Origin of the sequence: Collinsella aerofaciens (genome assembly GCF_020709435.1) — a bacterium.
Classification (GTDB): Bacteria; Actinomycetota; Coriobacteriia; order Coriobacteriales; family Coriobacteriaceae; genus Collinsella; species Collinsella aerofaciens_AU.
The window spans coordinates 53,478-74,752 of sequence record NZ_JAJFDP010000001.1; the positions used below are offsets into that span (position 1 = coordinate 53,478).

At 61.3% G+C, this 21,275-nt stretch carries 24 protein-coding genes and 1 pseudogene; 23 read left to right on the forward strand and 2 right to left on the reverse strand.

Translation table 11 applies throughout. The features are described from left to right. From fabG to LK493_RS00355, 23 genes and pseudogenes are all read left to right on the forward strand, one after another. On the forward strand, nucleotides 1–774 hold the full coding sequence (fabG, locus tag LK493_RS00245; RefSeq protein WP_227789743.1) for a 3-oxoacyl-[acyl-carrier-protein] reductase: 774 nt from the start codon (nucleotides 1–3) through the stop codon (nucleotides 772–774). Nucleotides 775–813: 39 nt separating this feature from the next. Beyond that, complete coding sequence (gene fabF / locus LK493_RS00250; RefSeq protein ID WP_227789744.1) at nucleotides 814–2,061, forward strand: beta-ketoacyl-ACP synthase II; 1,248 nt, start codon at nucleotides 814–816, stop codon at nucleotides 2,059–2,061. A gap of 3 nt (nucleotides 2,062–2,064) precedes the next feature. Then, complete coding sequence (gene accB / locus LK493_RS00255) at nucleotides 2,065–2,541, forward strand: acetyl-CoA carboxylase biotin carboxyl carrier protein (RefSeq protein ID WP_227789745.1); 477 nt, start codon at nucleotides 2,065–2,067, stop codon at nucleotides 2,539–2,541. A gap of 9 nt (nucleotides 2,542–2,550) precedes the next feature. After that, the gene (gene fabZ / locus LK493_RS00260; RefSeq protein ID WP_099432064.1) at nucleotides 2,551–2,973 is read left to right on the forward strand and encodes a 3-hydroxyacyl-ACP dehydratase FabZ; all 423 of its coding nucleotides are present in this window, start codon (nucleotides 2,551–2,553) and stop codon (nucleotides 2,971–2,973) included. A gap of 10 nt (nucleotides 2,974–2,983) precedes the next feature. Then, nucleotides 2,984–4,327, forward strand: coding sequence for an acetyl-CoA carboxylase biotin carboxylase subunit (locus tag LK493_RS00265; RefSeq protein ID WP_195232309.1), 1,344 nt, complete (start codon nucleotides 2,984–2,986; stop codon nucleotides 4,325–4,327). Continuing rightward, nucleotides 4,320–6,038: an acetyl-CoA carboxylase, carboxyltransferase subunit beta gene (gene accD / locus LK493_RS00270; protein ID WP_227789746.1), complete on the forward strand. Its 1,719-nt coding sequence runs from the start codon at nucleotides 4,320–4,322 to the stop codon at nucleotides 6,036–6,038. The genes LK493_RS00265 and accD overlap by 8 nt, the downstream gene beginning before the upstream one ends. 40 nt (nucleotides 6,039–6,078) lie before the next feature. Beyond that, entirely contained in the window at nucleotides 6,079–7,293 is a 1,215-nt protein-coding gene (locus tag LK493_RS00275) for a hypothetical protein (protein WP_227789747.1), read from the forward strand. A gap of 152 nt (nucleotides 7,294–7,445) precedes the next feature. Next, a complete protein-coding gene (locus tag LK493_RS00280; RefSeq protein ID WP_227789883.1) occupies nucleotides 7,446–8,600 on the forward strand; it encodes a cation diffusion facilitator family transporter in 1,155 nt (384 codons plus the stop codon). A 39-nt stretch (nucleotides 8,601–8,639) separates the two neighbouring features. Next, on the forward strand, nucleotides 8,640–9,266 hold the full coding sequence (locus LK493_RS00285; RefSeq protein ID WP_227789748.1) for a histidine phosphatase family protein: 627 nt from the start codon (nucleotides 8,640–8,642) through the stop codon (nucleotides 9,264–9,266). A 449-nt stretch (nucleotides 9,267–9,715) separates the two neighbouring features. Beyond that, nucleotides 9,716–10,336 (forward strand): 50S ribosomal protein L3, encoded by a 621-nt coding sequence (rplC, locus tag LK493_RS00290; protein ID WP_035137484.1) that lies wholly within the window; start codon nucleotides 9,716–9,718, stop codon nucleotides 10,334–10,336. Nucleotides 10,337–10,382: 46 nt separating this feature from the next. Continuing rightward, a complete protein-coding gene (rplD, locus tag LK493_RS00295; protein WP_006235032.1) occupies nucleotides 10,383–11,009 on the forward strand; it encodes a 50S ribosomal protein L4 in 627 nt (208 codons plus the stop codon). Beyond that, nucleotides 11,010–11,297: a 50S ribosomal protein L23 gene (rplW, locus tag LK493_RS00300; RefSeq protein WP_022094197.1), complete on the forward strand. Its 288-nt coding sequence runs from the start codon at nucleotides 11,010–11,012 to the stop codon at nucleotides 11,295–11,297. A 179-nt stretch (nucleotides 11,298–11,476) separates the two neighbouring features. Further along, nucleotides 11,477–12,307 (forward strand): 50S ribosomal protein L2, encoded by an 831-nt coding sequence (rplB, locus tag LK493_RS00305; protein ID WP_022094198.1) that lies wholly within the window; start codon nucleotides 11,477–11,479, stop codon nucleotides 12,305–12,307. 32 nt (nucleotides 12,308–12,339) lie between these two features. Then, the gene (gene rpsS / locus LK493_RS00310; RefSeq protein ID WP_006235035.1) at nucleotides 12,340–12,600 is read left to right on the forward strand and encodes a 30S ribosomal protein S19; all 261 of its coding nucleotides are present in this window, start codon (nucleotides 12,340–12,342) and stop codon (nucleotides 12,598–12,600) included. 14 nt (nucleotides 12,601–12,614) lie between these two features. Continuing rightward, nucleotides 12,615–12,986, forward strand: coding sequence for a 50S ribosomal protein L22 (rplV, locus tag LK493_RS00315; RefSeq protein ID WP_006235036.1), 372 nt, complete (start codon nucleotides 12,615–12,617; stop codon nucleotides 12,984–12,986). A 6-nt stretch (nucleotides 12,987–12,992) separates the two neighbouring features. Continuing rightward, entirely contained in the window at nucleotides 12,993–13,703 is a 711-nt protein-coding gene (rpsC, locus tag LK493_RS00320; protein WP_006235037.1) for a 30S ribosomal protein S3, read from the forward strand. After that, nucleotides 13,703–14,119 (forward strand): annotated as a pseudogene (gene rplP, locus LK493_RS00325) (50S ribosomal protein L16); the annotation flags it as partial. The gene rpsC and the pseudogene rplP, both read left to right, overlap by 1 nt. Before the next feature lie 86 nt (nucleotides 14,120–14,205). Beyond that, nucleotides 14,206–14,421 carry a 50S ribosomal protein L29 gene (gene rpmC, locus LK493_RS00330; RefSeq protein WP_006235039.1) on the forward strand — a complete coding sequence of 72 codons (216 nt, stop codon included), beginning with the start codon at nucleotides 14,206–14,208 and terminating at the stop codon, nucleotides 14,419–14,421. Between the two features lie 16 nt (nucleotides 14,422–14,437). Then, nucleotides 14,438–14,698 (forward strand): 30S ribosomal protein S17, encoded by a 261-nt coding sequence (gene rpsQ / locus LK493_RS00335; RefSeq protein ID WP_006235040.1) that lies wholly within the window; start codon nucleotides 14,438–14,440, stop codon nucleotides 14,696–14,698. Between the two features lie 118 nt (nucleotides 14,699–14,816). After that, entirely contained in the window at nucleotides 14,817–15,185 is a 369-nt protein-coding gene (gene rplN, locus LK493_RS00340; RefSeq protein ID WP_006235041.1) for a 50S ribosomal protein L14, read from the forward strand. Nucleotides 15,186–15,198: 13 nt separating this feature from the next. Beyond that, nucleotides 15,199–15,504 carry a 50S ribosomal protein L24 gene (gene rplX / locus LK493_RS00345; RefSeq protein WP_006235043.1) on the forward strand — a complete coding sequence of 102 codons (306 nt, stop codon included), beginning with the start codon at nucleotides 15,199–15,201 and terminating at the stop codon, nucleotides 15,502–15,504. A 484-nt stretch (nucleotides 15,505–15,988) separates the two neighbouring features. Then, nucleotides 15,989–17,068, forward strand: a complete 1,080-nt coding sequence (locus LK493_RS00350) for a Gfo/Idh/MocA family protein (RefSeq protein WP_196022161.1) — start codon at nucleotides 15,989–15,991, stop codon at nucleotides 17,066–17,068. 3 nt (nucleotides 17,069–17,071) lie between these two features. Beyond that, nucleotides 17,072–17,818: a DeoR/GlpR family DNA-binding transcription regulator gene (locus LK493_RS00355; RefSeq protein ID WP_196022160.1), complete on the forward strand. Its 747-nt coding sequence runs from the start codon at nucleotides 17,072–17,074 to the stop codon at nucleotides 17,816–17,818. 60 nt (nucleotides 17,819–17,878) lie between these two features. Here LK493_RS00355 and LK493_RS00360 read toward each other — a convergent pair whose 3' ends face one another. Together LK493_RS00360 and LK493_RS00365 are read right to left on the reverse strand one after the other, a co-directional pair. Beyond that, nucleotides 17,879–18,538, reverse strand: coding sequence for an RluA family pseudouridine synthase (locus tag LK493_RS00360; protein ID WP_227789749.1), 660 nt, complete (start codon nucleotides 18,536–18,538; stop codon nucleotides 17,879–17,881). A 15-nt stretch (nucleotides 18,539–18,553) separates the two neighbouring features. Further along, on the reverse strand, nucleotides 18,554–21,046 hold the full coding sequence (locus LK493_RS00365) for a U32 family peptidase (protein WP_161144904.1): 2,493 nt from the start codon (nucleotides 21,044–21,046) through the stop codon (nucleotides 18,554–18,556). Between the last annotated feature and the right edge of the window lie 229 nt (nucleotides 21,047–21,275).

Below are 21,275 nucleotides of genomic sequence, written 5' to 3' on the forward strand. Positions count from 1 at the left end.
ATGGGCAACTTGAACAATGGCGCGCTCGAGCGCAACGACTCACGTCGCGTGGCACTGGTCACGGGTGGCTCGCGGGGTATCGGCCGCGCCTGCGCTATCGGTCTGGCGGAGGATGGCTACGATATCGCCGTCGTCTATGCCGGCAGCGTCGATGCGGCGCGCGAGACGTGCGACGCCTGCGAGGCGGCTGGCGCCACGGCGCGCTCATATCAATGCGACGTGGCCGACCCCGCTGCCGTCAACGCGTGCGTGGAAGCGGTCCTCAACGACTTTGACTCCATTTGGGCGCTCGTCAACAACGCTGGCATCACCCGCGATGGCCTGCTCATGCGCATGGGCGATGACGCCTTCGATCGCGTGCTCGATGTCAACCTTAAAGGAACGTTTAACACGACGCGCGCGCTCACCAAGACCTTTATGCGCCAGCGCGGCGGCTGCGTCGTCAACATGAGCTCGGTTGTGGGCCTGATGGGCAATGCCGGGCAGGCCAACTACGCTGCCTCCAAGGCGGGCGTGATCGGCCTGACCAAGGCGGTGGCGCGCGAGCTTGCGCCCCGCGGTGTACGAGTGAACGCGGTCGCCCCCGGGTTTGTCGAGACAGATATGACGGCAAAGCTTTCGGAAAAGGTTCGTGCGGCAACCGAGGAGCAGATTCCCCTTAAGCGCATGGCGCGCCCCGAGGAAGTGGCCGGCGTGGTGCGCTTTTTGGCGAGCGATGCGGCTTCCTACATTACGGGCGAGGTTGTACGCGTTGACGGCGGAATGGCGATGTAGAAATCAGGGCCGAAGAACGGCTTGGATGAGGAGACCATGATGGAACAGAGAGTTGCAATCACCGGCATAGGTGCCGTATCGCCGCTCGGCAACACCGCGCTTGCCACCTGGGCGGCAATGTGCGCTGGCACGTGCGGCATCGGCCCGATTACGCACTTCGATACCGATGCATTTGCCGTCAAGGTGGCGGCCGAGGTCAAGGGCTTTGACGGCAACGAGTACTTTGGCAAGCGTGACGCCAAGCATCTGGACCCCTGCGTTCAGTTTGCGATGGCGGCTTCGGACGAAGCCATGCACGATGCGGGCTTTGATGTCGAAGGCGCCATCGATCGCGAGCGCCTGGGCGTCTACGTGGGCTCAGGCGTGGGCGGCATGACGACGCTCGTCGACAACGTCCATACGATTGCCGAACGTGGGCCCCGCCGCGCATCGCCCTATATGATCGCGATGATGATCCCCAACATGGCATCGGGCAATATCGCAATCCGCCACAAGGCAAAGGGCCCGACCCTGCCCGTGGTGACCGCGTGCGCAACCTCGGCCCATGCGGTGGGCGAGGCGTTCCGCGCCATCAAGCACGGCTATGCCGACGCGATCCTCGCGGGCGGCGCCGAGGCGGCCATTATCCCCGATGCCGTTGCGGGCTTTACGTCCTGCCGCGCATTGACCACCAACCCCGATCCCGCGACGGCCTGCCGTCCGTTCGATGCAGACCGCGACGGCTTTGTGATGGGCGAGGGCGCCTGCGTGCTCGTGCTCGAGAGCATGGAACATGCGCAGGCGCGCGGTGCGCACATTTATGCCGAGGTCGTGGGCTACGGCAACACCGATGATGCCTATCACATCACGAGTCCTGATCCCGAGGCTGCCGGCATTGCCCGCGCGATATCGCTGGCGGTGACCGAGGGCGACGTCAAGCCTTCCGAGGGTCTCTACATCAATGCCCACGGCACATCGACCAAGCTCAACGATTCGTCCGAGACGGCGGGCATTAAGCGTGCGCTCGGCGAGAACGCGGCGCGCGCCGCGCACGTCTCGTCGACTAAGTCGATGACCGGCCACATGATCGGTGCCACGGGCGCCATCGAGGTCATGGCCTGCGCCATGGCGCTCGAGCAGGGCGTGGTGCCGCCGACCATTAACTACCGCACGCCCGATCCCGCCTGCGATCTTGACTACACGCCCAATCGCGCAGTTCGCGCCGACCTTACCTGGGCGCTTTCGACCAACCTAGGCTTTGGCGGGCACAACGCCGCCATCGCGCTGCGTAGATATACGAGGAGCTAGAGCATGGATTCCAAAAGACTTGCCGAGATAGCCGATGTTATGGAGGACCGCGGCCTCACGCGCGTACGCGTTGAGGAGCCCGATGGCACCGCGGTCGAACTCGAGCGCGCGAGCGCCGCACAGCCGGTTGCCGTGCCCATGCCTATGCCGGGTGCCGTGACTGCTCCGGCGGTGGCTCCTGTCGCCATGCCTGCCGCCGCACCGGAGCCCGCCGCGCAGACGCCTGCCGCCGCACCGGAGCCCAAGGGCATCGAGGTGACCGCTCCCATGGTCGGCGTGTTCTATGCTGCCCCGGCGCCGGGCGACGAGCCGTTTGTGCACGTGGGCTCCAAGGTCAAGGCCGGTGAGACCCTCTGCATCATCGAGGCCATGAAGGTTCTCAACGAGGTGACGGCCGAGGCAGACGGCGAGGTGCTCGAGATCTGCGTGGCCGACGGCGACCTCGTGGAGTTCGGCAGTTGCCTTATGAGGATCGGATAGGTGATGTCCATGAACAAAGAAGAGCTCAAGAAGCTGTTACCGCATCGCGAACCGATGCTTTTGCTCGACGAGGCCGAGCTGGTGGGCGACGAGGCCCACGGCAAGATCACGATTACGGGTGACGAGTACTTTTTGCAGGGGCATTTTCCGGGAAACCCGGTAGTCCCCGGCGTGATTCAGTGCGAGATGCTCGCCCAAAACTGTTGCGTGCTGCTGATGGGCGATGAGGAGGCGCGCGGCGCGACGCCGTTCTATACGAGCCTCGATAAGGTGCGCTTTAAGCGTCCGGTGCGCCCGGGCGACACGGTGGATCTGGTGTGCTCCATCACGCGTGCGCGCGGGCCGTTCCGCTTTGCGACGGGTACTGCGAGCGTCAACGGTGAGGTTTGCTGCCGCGCCGATATGTCTTTTGCACTCATGCACGAAAGTTAAGGAAGGCTTCATGTTCGACAAAGTGCTCATCGCCAACCGCGGTGAAGTCGCGGTCCGTGTTATCCGCGCGTGCCGCGATATGGGCATCAAGACCGTCGCCGTTTATTCCACGGCCGATGCGGACGCGCTGCACGTGCAGCTTGCCGACGAGGCGTATTGCATCGGTGGCCCGCGTCTTGCCGAGAGCTACCTCAACGACGATGCCGTGCTCACCTGTGCCGTAAAGTCGGGAGCTAAGGCAATTCATCCCGGCTATGGCTTCTTTTCCGAGAAGGCAAGCTTCGTGCGCGACTGCGACAAGTATGGCCTGGCGTTTGTTGGTCCTTCGGCCAAGGTGATCGACAGCATGGGCGACAAGGACGCCGCACGTCGAACGGCTGCCGCGGCGGGCGTGCCCATCGTGCCGGGCTGCGATTTGCTCAAAAGCCCCGAGGAGGCAACGGCCGAGGCCGAGCGCATTGGCTGTCCCGTGCTCATTAAGGCGCGTGCAGGTGGCGGCGGTCGCGGTATTCGCAAGGTCGAGCGCGTGGAAGATGCGGCAAAGGCGTTCATCGAGGCGCGTGCCGAGGGCGAGGCCGTCTTTGGCGACGGCGAGTGCTACATGGAGAAGTTCGTCGCGCCGGCGCACCATGTCGAGGTGCAGATTATGGCCGATAAGCAGGGCCATGTGTTTTCGCTTGGCGAGCGCGAGTGCTCGGTGCAGCGTCGCAACCAAAAGCTGATCGAGGAGAGCCCCGCGCCGTGCCTCGACGGACACGACGACATTCGTGCTCGCATGCACAAGGCAGCGCGTGACCTGGCTCGTGCCGTCGGCTACGAAGGAGCCGGTACCATCGAGTTCCTGTATTCGGACGACGGCAATTTCTACTTTATGGAAATGAACACGCGCTTGCAGGTGGAGCATCCGGTTACGGAGTTTGTGACCGATACCGACTTGGTCAAGTGGCAGCTGCGCGTGGCAGCCGGCCAGCCTCTGCCCTTTGAGCAGGAGGATATGCCGGTCCGCAACCACGCCATGGAGTGCCGCATCAATGCCGAAACGCCGGACTTTCTGCCGTCATGCGGAACGGTCACCGCGTTGCGTGTGCCGGGTGGTCCGCGCGTGCGCTGGGATTCCGCCATGTTTGCCGGTGCGAAAGTTCCGCCGTACTACGACTCCATGCTCGGCAAGCTCATCGTGTGTGCGCCCACGCGTGACGGCGCCATTCGCAAGATGCGCTCGGCCCTGGGCGAGCTCGTGATTGAGGGCGTGAGCGAAAACAGCGAGCTTCAGCTCGACGTGCTGGCAAACGACGAGTTCTTGTCGGGCATGTATCACACCGATCTAATGGGGCATCTCTATGCTGATGAATAGAAAAGCGAAGACGGTCAACGTCCTCGAGGGACCGATGACCGAGTCGTGCGCCGAGTTTCCCGCGCGCCACGTGTTTATCAAGTGCCCGGAGTGCCGCCGCGTGATCGATGAGGCACGCCTGCACGACAACCTCGAGGTCTGCCCTCGTTGCGGCAAACACTTTCGCGTGAGCGGGCGCGACCGCATGCACATGACGATTGACGAGGGCACGTTTGAGGAATGGGATGCCAGTCTGGCGCCGGAGGACTTCCTTTCGTTTCCCGGCTATGCCGACAAGCTCAAGAGCGTGAGCGAACGTTCGGGCGAGCGCGATGCCGTTGTGTGCGGCAAGGGCAAAATCTGCGGTTGCGATACGGCGCTCTTCTTTATGGACGCCAACTTTATGATGGGCTCGATGGGTTCCGTGGTGGGCGAGAAGATCTGCCGCACATTTGAGCGTGCGACCGAGCTGGGACTGCCGGTCGTTGGCTTTACCGTATCGGGTGGCGCCCGCATGCAGGAGGGCGTGACCTCGCTCATGCAGATGGCCAAGATTTCTGCGGCGGTTAGGCGCCATAGCGAGGCGGGCGGCCTGTATATCACGGTGCTCACTGACCCCACGACCGGAGGCGTAACCGCGAGCTTTGCCATGGAGGGCGATATTATCCTGGCCGAGCCCGATGCCCTGACGGCATTTGCCGGCCCGCGCGTGATCGAGCAGAACATGCACAAGCGCCTGCCCAAGGGATTCCAGCGCTCCGAGTTTTTGCTGGAGCACGGCTTTTGCGATGCCGTTGTTCCGCGTGGCGAGATTGCGCTCACGGTAGGCGAGCTGCTGGCGCTGCACGAAGGGCACGCGCCCGGCCTGGGGGCACCGCATGAGATCGTGCATACGGGTCGCCGTGGCAAAAAGCTGGGACACTTGTTCAAGCGCTCGGCCGCACCAAAAACCGCGCTCGAGATTGTCAAGCAGACCCGCTCGGCAGATCGCGCCACGGCAGGCGAGATGATCTCGCTGGGCCTGGATGGATTTGTGGAGCTGCACGGCGACCGCTACTTTGGCGACGACGCCGCTGTGGTGGCTGGCATTGGCTGGAAAGACGGGCGCCCCGTAACGGTCATCGCCATCGAGCGCGGCACCACGACCAAAGAGCGCATGCGTCGCAACTTTGGCATGGCACATCCCGAGGGCTACCGCAAAGCGCGTCGCCTTATGCGCCAGGCCGAAAAGTTTGGTCGACCGGTTCTGTGCCTGGTCGATACTTCGGGCGCGTTTTGCGGCATCGGTGCCGAGGAGCGCGGCCAGGGCGAGGCGATTGCCCAGAACCTCATGGAGATGAGCGGCCTTAAGACGCCGATTGTCTCGGTGGTGACAGGCGAGGGCGGCTCTGGTGGCGCGCTGGCGCTGTCCGTGGCCGACCGCATCCTGATGCTCTCGAGCTCGGCCTATTCAGTCGTGAGCCCCGAGGCCTGTGCGTCGATCCTGTGGAAGGATACCGAGCGTGCGGATGAGGCCGCCGAGGCGCTTAAGCTCACGGCCCCCGATCTGCTGGCGCTCGGCATCATCGACGGCATTGTTGACGATAAGGGCCTGTCGCATGAGGAGATCGCCGGTGCCGTCATGTCCTCGGCATTGGATGCCTTCGATACGCTTGGGCAGCTCGACGACGCGACCCTCACAAACCTCCGCTACGAAAAGTACCGCGCAATCGGTCGATACCGCACGATGTGACAAAGGGACAGCCCGCATGTCATATTGGGAAAGGCGTTCCATGCTACAAGTTTCTAACACCTCGTTTACAACGTCGGTTTCATCAAACGCCATGGCCGTGGTCGATTATCTGTCCAAAAGCATGATGTCGGCGCTGCCGTTTATTGTCTGCGCGGCGTTGTTCCGCACCGTCGCTGTCATTATGGGCGAAGGCATGCTGGGCCTGTGGTCTGCCGATTCCGATATCTATCGCCTGTTCTACAGTTGGCTCTATAACGCCGGCTACTACTTTTTGCCCATCTATCTTGGTTGGGCGGCCGCCCGCCAGCTCGGTTGCTCGGAGCAGCTGGGTATGATGCTGGGCGGCGTATTGATTGCGCCCGATCTGCTCAAGCTCGTCGATGCCGCATCGACGACGGGGGCATCGATGACTTCCGTGTATGGTCTGCTTCCCGCGCCGGTCAACGATTACACGACGACTGTTATTCCAGTTCTCCTTTCGGTGCCTGTGCTATGGCGAGTGGAGTGTTTCTTTAAGCGCGTTATCCCTAGGGCCGTGGCGTTTTCGTTTGTTCCGTTTGCGACCATGCTTGTCATGGTTCCGGTTTCGCTGTGTATCACGGCACCGGCGGGCAGCTATCTGGGCATGCTGTTGGGCCAGCTTATGTTTATGCTTGGCAATTCCGGTGGCATCGTGTCGCTGCTCACGCTCATGGGGCTTGCCGCGGGCTGGGAGTTCCTTAAGATCGCGGGCGTCAGCAACGTTGTCCTATCGCTCGCCTATGCACAGTTTATGAGTGTGGGAACGGATTCGTGCATCCTCATCGCCGCGACGATGGCAACGTTCGCCGTTTGGGGCATGCCCTTTGGCGCGTCGCTTCGCGTTGCGGATAAGGACGAGAAGGCGCTCATGCTGGGCTACTCAATCTCGGGTGTTCTTGGCGGCGTAAGCGAGCCGGCGCTGTACGGTTGCGGCTTTAAATATGGCAGGTGCCTGACGTGCATGGCCATTGGCGGCGCCGTCGGAGGCCTTGTTGCAGCCGTGGGCCACGTTACGGCCTATACCATCGGCATGACGAATGTCCTCATGGTCATTGGCTTTGCCACGGGCGGCATCTCGAACCTGCTGTGGTGCTGCGCTGCCGGCGGTGTGGCATTTGCGGTGTCTGCGGCGCTGAGCTACTGCTTTGGCGTGGTGCCGGCGAAGGGACAGACGATGGGGGACGGAGCCGATTCACCCGAAACCTCGAAGAGCGTGGCCGAAGTAAGCGCGTAAACCTGTGCGACACAAGGACGATTCCTTTGCCATGCTCCAAGGCCGTGGCCCGTGTGGGTCGCGGCCTTTTTGTATCTGAAGGACAAAGTGGCTACACTACAATCCGTTTGAGCAATAGATATATATAGGCAGTACCGTGGGGGCTGATGAAGATGGTCGAGTGGATCGTTCGTCGTGCGCAGGGCGACCGTGCGCGCGTGGGCACGTTGACGGGCATGGTGTGTATTCTCGCTAATGTTGCGCTTTGTGCTGCGAAGGGCGCAATTGGTGTGCTGTCGGGATCGGTTTCGATTGTGGCGGATGCCATGAACAACCTGTCCGATGCCAGCTCGAATATCGTGAGCGTGCTGGGCTTTAAGCTGGCGAGCAAGCCGGCGGACCCCGAGCATCCTTACGGACATGGCCGCTACGAGTATCTCTCGGGTCTGGTCGTGGCGGCGCTCGTGCTGCTGATCGGCGTTGAGCTGGTGAAGTCCTCGGTTGAGCGCATCATCCACCCCGAACCTGTCGAGTTCTCGCTTGCCCTGGTGGCAGTTCTAGTGCTTTCGATGGTTGTAAAGCTGTGGATGGCGGCCCTCAACCAAAAGCTCGGCGATCACATTGAGTCCGAGACGCTGCATGCGACCGCGCAGGATTCCAAGAACGATGTCCTTGCCACAGGCGCCGTGCTGGCATGTGCGATTGTTTCGCAGGTGACGCACATCAATCTTGACGCATGGGTTGGCCTTGCCGTTGGCGCCTATATTGGCTGGAGCGGCCTTGAACTTATTCAAGATACGGTGAGCCCGCTTTTGGGCCAGTCACCCGATCCTAAGCTGGTCAAGCACATTCGAGACAAGATCATGAGCTACCCCGGCGTTTTGGGCGTTCACGACCTTATGGTTCACGATTATGGTCCGGGCAGGAAGTTTGCAAGTGCGCACGCCGAGATGGCGGCCGAGGCCAGCCCGCTGGAAAGCCACGACACGCTCGATAACATCGAGCAGTCGTTTAGGGACGAAGACGGCATGATCGTCACGCTTCACTACGATCCCATCGTGACCGATGACCCCAAGGTGGCGAGCATGCGCTTGCGCATTCACGCCATGGCTCAGGAGATCGATAACCGCCTCTCGATTCATGACCTACGCTGTGTGCCGGGTCCTACGCACACCAACGTGATCTTTGACTGCGTGCGTCCCTCGGATCTGCAGATGAGTGCCGAAGACTTAAAGCACGCGCTGGCACAACGGGTCGAATCGGAATATCCCAAGTCGATTGCCAAGATTACGATCGACGAAGACTACGTAGGCCATACCCACGAGTAAGGCCACGCCGATAAAGCAACTGATGCAGAAGGGGAGAGCATGAAGAAACTGTATCTACTCCGCCACGGTCAGACGGAGTTCAACGTCAAAAAGCTGGTCCAGGGTCGCTGCGATTCACCGCTCACCGACTTAGGCCGTCAGCAAGCCGGGATGGCAGCCGCATGGCTCAAAGCCCACGGCGTCGTCCCCGATAAAGTGGTCTCCTCCCCTTCGGGCCGAGCCATGGCCACGGCAAGCCTCGTCGCAACCGAGCTTCTCGGCGCAGACGCTGACGTTGAGCCCTGCGAAGGCATTATCGAGCGCTGCTACGGCACCTTCGAAGAGGGCCCGCACGACGCGCTACCCACCGACGTCTGGGATCCAGGCGAGGACTTAATCCCATTCGGAGGAGAAGGAAGCCAGGCGCTGCAAGAGCGCATGGTAGACACCCTCACCAATATCATGGACGCCGATGGTATCGAAACCCTTCTAGCAGTAAGCCACGGCAGCGCCAGCCGCCAATTCATCAAGGCTGCCGTCCCAGAGGACTTTGAGCTCCCAACAAAACTCCCCAACTGCGCCATCATGATCTTCGATTTCGATGAGGAAAAGTCGGGAGAAGAGGGCGATACGCCTCAATCCAAGTTTACCTTGCGGCAAATCATCGATCCCCAGCAAAGTCATTAGCCTGAGCGAGCAGAGTTAAGCAGACATCAGCGTGTCGTCTCCCGAGCACGGCGAGGGCCGGAGAAATATATTAAGGTCATCGCGAGTTCCGCACGCAAAGGAGAGCACTTAATGTGCTCTCCGTCTTGCGCAGGACTGTAGAGCAGGGACCTTAATATATTTCTCCGGCCCTCGCCGTGCTCGGGAGACGTGCCACGCACTTTACCTGCGTAAACAATGTGAGTGAAATATGAATCTCGATGGATACGCCCGCAGCCGTGTATACTAAACAGCTGTGTGAAACCAGGGGAGTATTCTGGCTGGACAAAATGCCTGCTTAATAGGGTTGTCAGGTAGTCCGGGCGAAATACAAGGCTGGGGAGCACGTCGTGTAAGTAGTGGTCCTCTAGGGGCGTACGCTCGGTGGTGTACGCATTGTCCCAAGACCACGCGAGAGTTGGGATCATATCTTGATCAGCATGATTCTCGGCCGCAAGATTGGCATGACCCAGGTTTGGGACGAGGACGACAACGTCGTTCCCGTCACGGTCATCCAGGCTGGCCCCTGCGCTGTCTCGCAGGTTAAAACTCAGGCAACCGACGGCTATGACGCCGTCCAGATCGGTTTCGGCGACATCAAGGCCAAGAACGTGAACAAGCCCATGGCTGGTCACTTCGCCAAGGCTGGCGTCGAGCCTGTCCGCTTCCTTCGTGAGGTCCGCGTCGAGAACGGCGAGGAGCACAAGGTCGGCGAGGTCGTCACCGTCGCTGATTTCGCTGATGTCGAGAAGGTCGACGTCATCGGTACCTCCAAGGGTAAGGGCTTCCAGGGTCGCATCAAGCGCTGGGGTCAGCGCCGCGGTCCTATGACGCATGGTTCTCACTTCCAGCGTCACCCCGGTTCTATCGGTCAGTGCGCCTATCCTGCGCGCGTCCTCAAGGGCGTCAAGATGGCCGGTCACATGGGTAACGAGCGCGTTACCGTCAAGAACCTTTCCGTTGTCCGCATCGATGCCGAGCAGAACCTCATCTTGGTCAAGGGCGCTGTCCCGGGTGCCAAGAATGGTCTCGTCGCCATCCGTATGGCCTAAGGGCCCAGCCCATTTAGCCCAGCGTCATACCAAGGAGAACACTTAAATGGCAAAGTTTGAAGTAAAGAACAGCGAGGGCAAGAAGGTCGCCGAGGCCGAGCTCGCCGCTGAGGTGTACGGCATCGAGCCGAACATCCACGTTATGCACCACATCGTCAAGTGCCAGATGGCCTCTTGGCGTCAGGGCACCCAGTCTGCTAAGGGTCGCTCTGAGGTTTCCGGTGGCGGCAAGAAGCCTTGGCGTCAGAAGGGCACCGGCCGTGCCCGCCAGGGTTCCATCCGTGCTGCCCAGTGGCGTCACGGTGGCGTTGTCTTCGCCCCCAAGCCCCGTTCCTACGCTAAGCGTATGAACAACAAGGAGGTCAAGCTGGCTATGCGCTCCGCGCTGTCCGCCAAGCTGGCCGATGGCGAGCTCGTGCTCGTCGACGACTACGGCTTCGAGAAGCCTTCCACCAAGGCTGCCGTCGCCATGCTCAAGGCCCTCGGTCTTGAGGGCAAGCGTCTGACCATCATCGTTCGCGATGAGGACGTCAACGCCTACCTGTCGTTCCGCAACATTCCCAAGACGTTCATCATCACCGCTGACGAGGCCAACACCTACGATCTCGTCAACAACAACGCTGTGCTGATGCCCGCCGACATCGCCGCTCACTTCGGGGAGGTGCTTGCATAAATGACCGCCCACGAGATCATCATCCGTCCGATCGTGTCCGAGCGTTCCTTCTCCGGCATGGAGCTGAACAAGTACACGTTCGAGGTCGCCAAGGATGCTAACAAGTATCAGATCAAGGACGCTGTCGAGGAGATCTTCGGCGTCAAGGTCGTTCGCGTGAACACCCTGACGGTCAAGCCCAAGACCAAGCGCGTGCGCTATGTCGCCGGCAAGACCCGTTCTTGGAAGAAGGCCATCGTCACGCTGGCCGAGGGCGACACCATCGAGGTCTTTGGCAACCAGGCCTAAGACTCGCTGCTGTTGAGTGAGCTCATGCCTCCCAAATAGGGGAGGCGGGAGCTCAAGGTTTTGGGCGTATAAAATGGACACGCCCGGAACCGTGTATACGTCCGGTGTCATCGCACCCGAGGCAGAACCTCGAATCCCTGTCTGCGATGGCTAACGGATTCCTATTGAAAGGGATTGTAATGGCTGTAAAGCACCTTAAGCCGACCTCCGCTGGTAGGCGTTGGCAGACGATCTCCGACTTCTCCGAGATCACCTGCACCAAGCCCGAGAAGTCTCTTCTCGAGCCCCTGCCCAAGAAGGCCGGTCGTAACAACAACGGCCGCATCACCACCCGCCACCAGGGCGGCGGCGTGAAGCGTCGTTACCGCGTGATCGACTTCAAGCGCAACAAGGACGGCGTGCCCGCCAAGGTTGCCACGATCGAGTACGATCCGAACCGTTCCGCTCGCATCGCTCTGCTGCACTACGCTGACGGTGAGAAGCGCTACATCCTGGCCCCCAAGGGCCTCGAGGTCGGTCAGACCATCATGTCCGGTTCTGACGCCGACATCAAGCCGGGCAACGCTCTGCCCCTCGCCGACATCCCCGTCGGTACGCTCATCCACGCCGTCGAGTTCCAGCCGGGCAAGGGCGCCGCTATCGCCCGTTCCGCCGGTAACTCCTGCCAGCTGATGGGTAAGGAGGGCAAGTACGCCATCGTCCGTATGCCTTCCTCCGAGATGCGCCGCATCCTCGTTACCTGCCGCGCCACCGTCGGTGAGGTCGGCAACGCCGATCACTCCAACATCGTCATCGGCAAGGCCGGCCGTAAGCGTCACATGAACGTGCGCCCGACCGTCCGCGGTACCGTCATGAACCCTGTCGACCACCCGCACGGCGGTGGCGAGGGCAAGAACCACACCTCTGGTCGTCCCTCTGTTACCCCCTGGGGTAAGCCGACGAAGGGCCTTCGTACGCGCAAGAAGAAGAAGGTCTCGAACCAGCACATCATTCGTCGCCGTAAGAAGTAATTTCGGATACCGAGTTTTAGGAGAAAGCACTTATGAGCAGAAGTCTCAAAAAGGGCCCGTTCGTGGAGACTCGCCTTCTCTCGCGTATCACCGCGATGAACGAGGCTGGCAAGAAGGACGTCGTGAAGACCTGGTCCCGCGCGTCCACCATCTTCCCCGAGATGGTTGGTCACACCATCGCCGTCCACGACGGCCGCAAGCATGTGCCCGTGTATGTTACCGAGTCCATGGTTGGTCACAAGCTCGGCGAGTTCGCGCCGACTCGTACGTTCCGTGGCCACAAGGCCAAATAGGGGGTTAACCGTAAATGGCAACTAAGTCTATTGAAACTGAGGCCACCGAGGTTCGCGCCGTCGCTAAGTACGTGCGTGTTTCCCCCAGCAAGGCCCGCCTGGTGGTCGATCTGATCCGCCGCAAGCCTGTCGCTCAGGCCTTCGACATCCTCCACTTCTGCGACCGCGCCGTCGCCGTGGATGTCGAGAAGGTTCTCCGTTCCGCCGTTGCGAACGCCGAGAACAACAACGGTCTGCGTGCCGACAACCTGGTTGTCGCCGCTGCCTATGTTGACGAGGGTCCGACGCTTAAGCGCATCCGTCCCCGCGCCAAGGGTTCCGCTTCTCGCATTCTGAAGCGTACTTCCCACATCACCGTCGTCGTTGCTCCTCGAAAGGAGGCGTAAAGCTGTATGGGTCAGAAAGTCTACCCCACCGGCTTCCGTCTTGGCATCACCGAGAACTGGCGCTCCCGCTGGTTCGCAGAGAAGGATTACGCTAAGACCCTCGGTAACGATCTCGAGATCCGCAAGTACCTCGAGAAGCGTCTTTCCCGCGCAGCTGTCTCCCGCGTCGAGATCGAGCGCGCTGGCGACAAGGTGAAGGTCATTATCCTCACCGCTCGCCCCGGCGTTGTCATCGGTAAGAAGGGTGCCGAGATCGATACCCTCCGCACCGAGCTCGAGAAGGTCGCTGGCGTCTCCAAGGGCCAGCTCTCCGTCGACGTTGTCGAGATCAAGCGCCCCGAGCTCGACGCCAACCTCGTTGCTCAGTCTATCGCCGAGCAGCTCGAGGGCCGCGTTGCCTTCCGTCGCGCTATGCGCAAGGCTGTCCAGTCCGCCCGCAAGGCCGGCGCTAAGGGCATCCGTATCCAGTGCTCCGGTCGTCTCGGCGGTGCCGAGATGGGCCGTCGTGAGTGGTACCGCGAGGGTCGCGTGCCTCTGCACACCCTCCGTGCCAAGATCGACTACGGCACGGCTGTCGCCAGCACCACCATGGGCGCTTGCGGCGTGAAGGTCTGGATTTACCTGGGCGAGAAGCTCCCGGGCCAGCCTGTTCCCAACCCTGCACTCGAGGGCTCTTCCCGTCCTCGTCGTCGTAACTCCGAGAGGAGGGGTCAGTAGTGCTTGCCCCTAAGCGTATTCTTCACCGCAAGGTGCAGCGTGGCTCCATGAAGGGCCAGGCCAAGGGTAATACCGAGCTGCATTTCGGCGAGTTTGGTATCCAGGCTCTCGAGGCCCATTGGATCACCAACCGTCAGATCGAGGCCGCTCGTATTGCCATGACCCGCTACATGAAGCGTGGCGGTCGTGTCTACATCACGATCTTCCCCGATAAGCCCATCACCAAGAAGCCTGCCGAGACTCGCATGGGTTCTGGTAAGGGTAACCCCGAGGAGTGGGTGGCCGTCGTCAAGCCCGGCCGCATCATGTTCGAGGTCAAGGGTGTTCCCGAGGAGGTCGCTCGCGAGGCTCTGCGTCTTGCGCAGCACAAGCTCCCCATCAAGACCAAGATTGTTGCTGCCAAGAACGCTGAGCAGCGCATCGAGAAGGAGATGGCTGAGGAGGCCGCTCTCGAGGCCAAGTGGGCTGCTGAGGACGCCGCCGCCGCCAAGGAGGAGAACTAATGAAGCCCGCAGAGATTCGTGAGCTCTCGGACGCTCAGCTCGTTGAGAAGCTGAAGGAAATGCGCGCCGAGCTCTTTAACCTTCGTTTCCAGATGGCTACCAGCCAGCTGGACAACACCGCTCGCGTCAACACCGTGAAGAAGGACATCGCTCGCGTCCTCACGGAGCAGCGCGCCCGCGAGATCGCAGCGGAGAAGTCCGCTGTCGCCGAGTAGGACCTAAGGAGAGAACATGACTGATTCGCGTAACTCGCGTAAGGTCCGTACGGGTGTCGTTACCTCCGTCTCCGGTGCCAAGACCATTGTTGTCACCATCACCGAGCGCAAGCGTCACCCCAAGTACGGCAAGATGATGACCAGCTCCAAGAAGCTGCACGCTCACGACGAGGAGTGCACGGCTGGCGTGGGCGACACCGTCCGCGTTATGGAGACCCGTCCTATGTCCAAGATGAAGCGTTGGCGCCTCATCGAGGTCGTCGAGCGCGCTAAATAAGCAGTCGCTCTTACGACTTGTACGTTTCCGAAGATGTGCGTATGCCTGGCTTGCATACCACAGGCCGTATAAAGGCAGCGCACCTCTCTTCGGTTCTTAGTTCGGAGGAACATCTACCATGATTCAGATGCAAACCATGCTGAACGTCGCCGACAACTCCGGCGCTCGCAAGATTCGCTGCATCAAGGTGCTTGGCGGTTCCAAGCGTCGTTATGCAGGCATCGGCGATGTGTTCATCGGTGCTGTCCAGGAGGCTACCCCTGGCGCCAACGTCAAGAAGAAGGACGTTGTCCGTTGCGTCGTCGTTCGCACCGTTAAGGAGATCCGCCGCAAGGATGGCTCCTACATTCGCTTTGATGAGAACGCCTGCGTTGTCATCAACAACGATGGTTCGCCCGTCGGCACCCGTATCTTCGGGCCCGTCGCTCGCGAGCTTCGTGACAAGAAGTACATGAAGATCGTCTCGCTCGCTCCCGAGACCCTGTAGTTAGGGGAGATATATGTATATCAAGAAGGGCGATAAGGTCCAGGTTCTCTCTGGTAAGGATCGCGGCAAGCAGGGCGTTGTCCTGCGTGCTCTCCCCGCCGAGAACAAGGTCGTTGTCGAGGGCGTTTCGGTCGTCAAGAAGGCCGTCAAGCCCAACGCTGCCAACCAGCAGGGCGGCATCGTTTCGCAGGAGGCTCCTATCGACGCCTCCAACGTCAATCTCGTTTGCCCCGAGTGCGGTAAGGTTACCCGCGTCGGTCACGAGAAGGACGGCAAGAACAAGCTGCGCGTCTGCAAGAAGTGCGGCCACAAGTTCTAAGCTGCCCGCAACATCAAGTTGCTAGCAAAGGCCCGGATGCCCCACGGCACCCGGGCCTTTTTCTATCCCCACTCATTGGGGACAGACTTAAATACTCATTGGGGACAGACTTACATGAGTGATTGTGCTCATTGGGGACAGACTTAAATGAGTAGTCCCGGCAGTTGGGGACAGTCCCCATGTGTCGGCAGTTTGGGACGGTCCATTGATGCCTGATGCCCCTAGAGGGGAAGAGCAAGACAGCCTGCTCTGCCTTTTTGGGCTTTGGTGTTCCGCTTCTTTATCCTTTACAAGGATCCTCGCATGCGCATTATCGCGCATAGCATTGCGTGTTAATGCGTATGACCGCGTAAAAATGTGCAAAATATGGCTAAATAATGACCGATAAACAAATAAATACGCAAACACGAGCAGATACGCGCGCAATTGAGCGACTATAGGGTTGTTAGAAATGAAGGACTTCCGATGACTCAGGAGGCACATCATGGCAGATTCCAAACAGGCTCCGCTCGACGCCGAGGCAGCCGCAAAGGCGGCGTTTGCCTCGGTCCAGAATCAGCCGTTCCCAAACGACATCTTTACGGCTCCCGAGCTTCGTTGGGCAGTGATCGGGTGCGGTGTTATCGCCAACCAAATGGCCCAGTCCCTCGCGCTGGCCGGCCGCAAGCTCGCGGGTGTCGCCAACCGTACGCTTTCCAAAGCCCAGGCTTTTGCCGAGCAGTATGGCGTCGAGAAGGTGTACGAGACGGTCGAGGACCTCTACGCCGATCCGGACATCGACGCCGTCTATATCACCACGCCGCACAACACGCATATCACCTATCTGCGTGCTGCGCTGGCCGCCGGCAAGCACGTGCTCTGCGAGAAGGCCATTACCCTCAATTCCGCCGAGCTTGACGAGGCCCGTGCCATCGCCGACGAGCACAACGTGGTTCTTATGGATGCCACCACGGTGCTCCACATGCCGCTGTATCAGGAGCTGCGCCGTCGCATGGATGCGGGCGACTTTGGCCGTATGAACCTTGCTCAGCTCAACTTTGGTAGCTATAAGGAGTACGGCGATCTGACCAATCGCTTCTACAACCGCAACCTTGCTGGCGGTGCCATGCTCGATATTGGCGTGTATGCCCTGTCCGTCATGCGTCTCTTTATGGCAAGCCAGCCCGCTGAGGTCGTTTCGCTGGGCAACACCTGCGAGACCGGTGTTGACGTTGCAGGCGGCATCGTCTGCCGTAATGCCGAACAGCAGCTGGGCGTGGTGAGCCTCACGCTCCACTCCAAGCAGCCCAAGCGTTCGGTCATTAGCTTCGACAAGTGCTATATCGAGGTCAACGAGTATCCGCGCGCCGACCATGCGACCATCGTGTGGACTGCGGACGGTCGCCGTGAGGAGGTCCACGCTGGCACCGAGGCTTATGCCCTGTGCTACGAGATGGCTGACCTCGAGCAGGCCGTCGCCGGCGACGATTCCAAGCGTGAGCTTCTGGATTATGCTTCTGATGTGATGGAGCTCATGACCAAGCTCCGCGCCGATTGGGGAGTCGTCTACCCCGAGGAGGAGTAAGCGATGCTTGCGGAAGATAGGCTCAATGCGATCGTGTCGATGGTGCAGCAGGCCGGCTCGGTTACCGTGCCGGAACTTGCCGAGGCCCTGGGCGTGACACCGTCCACCATTCGCCGTGACTTGCAAACGCTCGACCGCGCGCACCGTATCGCCAAGGTGCACGGAGGTGCGACGAGTCTGGAGCGCGCGCACGTGACGCGCGACTTGACGATCAGCGAACGCAGTGATCTCCATAACGATGACAAGGAGCGCATCTGTGCTCGTGCCGCGGCCCTGGTGGAGCCCGATAGCTTTGTGTATATCGATTCGGGCTCAACGACCCTCAAGCTCATCGAGCATCTTCCGCGTCTCGACGGCGTCACCTATGTGACCGATTCCGTGCTCCATGCTCAGCACCTTGCTTTGCGCGGCATGCGTACCGTGGTGCTGGGCGGCGAGCTCAAACCCGAGACCGAGGCGCTCGTTGGCCCCGATGCCTTGGCAACCCTGGACCGCTATAACTTCAACTGCGGCTTTTGGGGATCCAACGGCATCGCGGCCGAGCAAGGTCTCACCACACCGGATATCGAGGAAGCACAGGTCAAGCGTATCTCGATGCGCCATACCGCCAAACGCTTCGTAATCTCGGACGCCAGTAAATTTGGCATGGTGGCGCCCGTCAAGTTCGCGGACTTCCGCGACGCAACGATTATTACCGCAGGCGAGGTCCCCGCCAAGTACCGGGCAATGGACAACGTCATCACGGTCTAGCAGCAGGGGACGGGCTAAGGCCAAAACCACCGCGAAGGTGCCTGTCCCCATTGTGGTGGTTTAGGGCTCCCAGGGGCAGGGGGCTTCGATGTGGATGTGCTCGCCGGTTACGGGATGCGTGAAGGACACGCTGTGGGCGTGGAGCATCAGGCCGCAGGGGCGCGGCGTTCCGTACAGGTCGTCGCCAACCAGGGGGTGACGCTCGCTGGCCAGGTGCACGCGAATCTGATGCTTGCGGCCGGTGAGCAGCTCAACATCGATATACGAACGCGCGGGCAGGCCTCGGCGGCTCTTAAGGCGCTTGAGTACCTTGACGCGCGTCTGAGACGGCTTGCCGCTGGCGCCGACGCGCATCTTGCGGCTGTCGTGGCGATCGCGGGCGATGGGCTTGTCGATGAGCTTTTCGTTCCAGTCGATCTTGCCCTCGGCGAGCGCCAGATAGTGCTTTTCGAATGCGTGGTCGATGACCATCTGGTCAAAAGCGGGCTGCGTCCGCTTGTCGAGCGAGAACAACACCACGCCGGTGGTGTCGCGGTCCAAGCGGTTGAGCGGTTGCATGTCGGTCGCGGCAAAGCCGTCGCCCATCGCCAGCAGCAGGTCGCTGGCGTAGTCGGTAAGTGTGCGCTCGCCGGTGCCGTCACCGTGGACGATCATGCCGGCAGGCTTATCGATAGCCATGAGCCAGGCGTCGCAGTAGAGGACTTGAGGTTCTTCGTTCACGTGTAAGCCTTTCGATTAGCTAATTCCCACAAACATGCAGCCCGAGGTGGCGCCGCGCAGGCGGGCGGCGGGCTTGCGGCCGGCTTGAGCCGCCTCGACGGCGCGACGGACGCGAGCGACGGCACGGCCAATCTCATCGGCCTCGAGCAAGGTTCCGTCGACCATAAGACGACGGACGCCGGCGTCGAGCAACTGCGGTACCTGCGGCGTGAGGTCGATGGGGTAAGCATCGTACAAGCGAGAGCGGCCATGGATGTCGGTGCGTACGGGCATGACCTTGCCGTCGATATTCTTGAGCGAGAGCTTGCGGGCACGCAGGCGGCAGTTGGCGCAATCGTGGATGCAGCCGTTGGCAACCTGCAGAATGCAATGCTCGCTTGTCATGACGCGTGGGCGGCCAAAGACGGTGATGCCCAGAGTCGCGGGCGCGGCGGCGCCGAACGAGACAATCTCGTCGAGCGTGATCTCGGGCGAGAGCCAAAACGCACCGGCCCCGCGCTCGGCAAGCGCCTCCATGCAGGGCGTGTTGTGCACCGGCAGGCAAGAGCGAATCTCGGCCGTGGCGCCAACCTGGGCGGCCAGGGCAAGCTCAGAGATGTTGCCAATAGCGACCGTGGCGCCGGCAACAACCCACGGGTCGACGCGCTCGTGGTCAACGGCACGGCAGACCTCGTCGAGCACGGGCACGATGCCCTGCTCAAACGCATCGGCGGGGGAGAGCTCGGCCGCATCGAGCGCGTCGGTGGTCATGTAGATGCGCGTTGCACCCTCCGCTCGCGCTGCCTCGGCGGCCTCGAGCGAGGTGACGGTGGCGCAGATCTGCGGCTCGTCGCGGTAGTGCTCGGGCATGGGCCGCGTACATTTGTCGAGCACCGGCAGCTCGAGCGTGCGGGCACGCTCGTCATACGGTGCCAGAATGGCCTCCTCCAGCGCCTTGCAGGCGGCGGCGCGCACCTTGTGCACAGCGGAGAAGCCCATGCCGCAGCCCTTATCGAGCGCCACATCAAAGCTCGCGGACTCAAAGGGCGAGGACCCCATGCGGCCCACATGCTCTACCAGATCGGACGCCTCGACCGCGCGGGTCTTGGCGGCCTCGACGGTAAAGCCCGTGGCCGTGGCCGTAAGCGAAGGGGCGTCGCAGCAAGTAAGCGTGACGGCAAACGGTTCGCCCAAACGCGCCACAACGGTTACATCAACGGCGCGGCGGCGCAGCACATCGCGCTTGAGCGCGGCGCCGGCAGCGTCAATGGCGCGCTGGCTTCGAATCACGCGCACGCGGCAGCCCTCGGGCATGCTGCGAGGCACGCGGCACTCGATGATGTCACCGGCGGCGGCATCATCGGCGGCAATGGTGGTCAGGAACTGGTCAAACTCGTTATCGTGGCGAAGCTCCAGCAGGTCGCCCTTGCCCACGGGCTCAAACAACTCAATGCGGGCGATGGCGGCGCGCCGACGGCGGTCGTCGGGCTTGAGGCCGCGCACATCGCGGTTGGCCGGGCGGCTGCCCAGCACCGTGCCCACGATCTGGCCGCGGTTGTTGGAGCGCTCGTAGCTCATCATCTCGTCACCCGAGGTACCGTCTTGGTAGGCGTGCGTAAAGTCGCGGTTGAAGCAGCGCTTGAGCTGGCGCTGGCGGGCGGCTTCCTCGTCCTTGGCAACGGTGGCTCCGGATAGCATGTCGTCAATTTCGTGACGATATACATCAACGATGGAGTACACGTAATCGGGCGCCTTCATGCGGCCCTCGAGCTTGAGCGACGCGGCGCCGGCGTCATACAGACGGCGAACAAGCTGTGAAGTGTTGGTGTCACGCGGGCATAGCGCACGCTCGCGGCCGGCGGGGGAGAGTGCGCGACCGTTCTCGTCGATCAGCTTGTAGGGCAGGCGGCAGGGCTGGGCGCACATGCCACGGTTGGCCGATCGTCCCGCCATGGCAAAGCTCGAAAGCAGGCACAGGCCCGAGTAGCAAAAGCAGATGGCACCATGGCTAAAGACCTCAAGGTCCACATCGGGCGCGGCATCGTGAATGGCGGCAATCTCGTCGATGGAAAGCTCGCGCGAGAGGGTCACACGGTCGGCGCCCTGCTCGCGGCACCAAAGGGTTCCGCGGTCGTCGTGGATGTTTGCTTGGGTTGAGATGTGCGTCTCGATGCCGGGCATCGTGCGCTTGACCTCAAAGAACAGGCCCCAGTCCTGGATGATGAAGGCATCGGCGCCCAGCGTGGAGCAGCGATGGATGAGTTGCAGCGCATCGCTCATCTCGGACTGCTTGATGACGATGTTGACCGTGACGTAGACGCGCGACCCGGCTAGATGTGCGGCGCGGCAGGCTTGCTCAAAGGCCTCGTCGGTAAAGTTGGTGGCCTTGCGGCGGGCGTTGAAGCTGCCCATGCCGCAGTAGATGGCGTCTGCCCCGGCGGCGAGTGCGGCGGCAAAGGGCTCGGGCCCTCCGGCGGGCGCCAAAAGCTCGGGTCTGCGGTTGGTGGTTCGACTGGCGGTTGCGGTCATATCCTGCCTTTCAAAATGCTCAGATACTCAAAAGTATAGTGGTGCTGTTGCGGCGGGCGATGCCCGTGCTCCAAGCGGGATAAAGTCTTCAGCAGTCCTTGCAGCAAAAATGACCCGTTTCCCTCCGTCCCCTATGGATTACCTGATCCGATGGGGACGGAGGGAAACGGATCATTTTGAGCTTCACCGTCCGGTCGTGCCGTTCAGCGGCCGACAGGTGCCGTTGGGC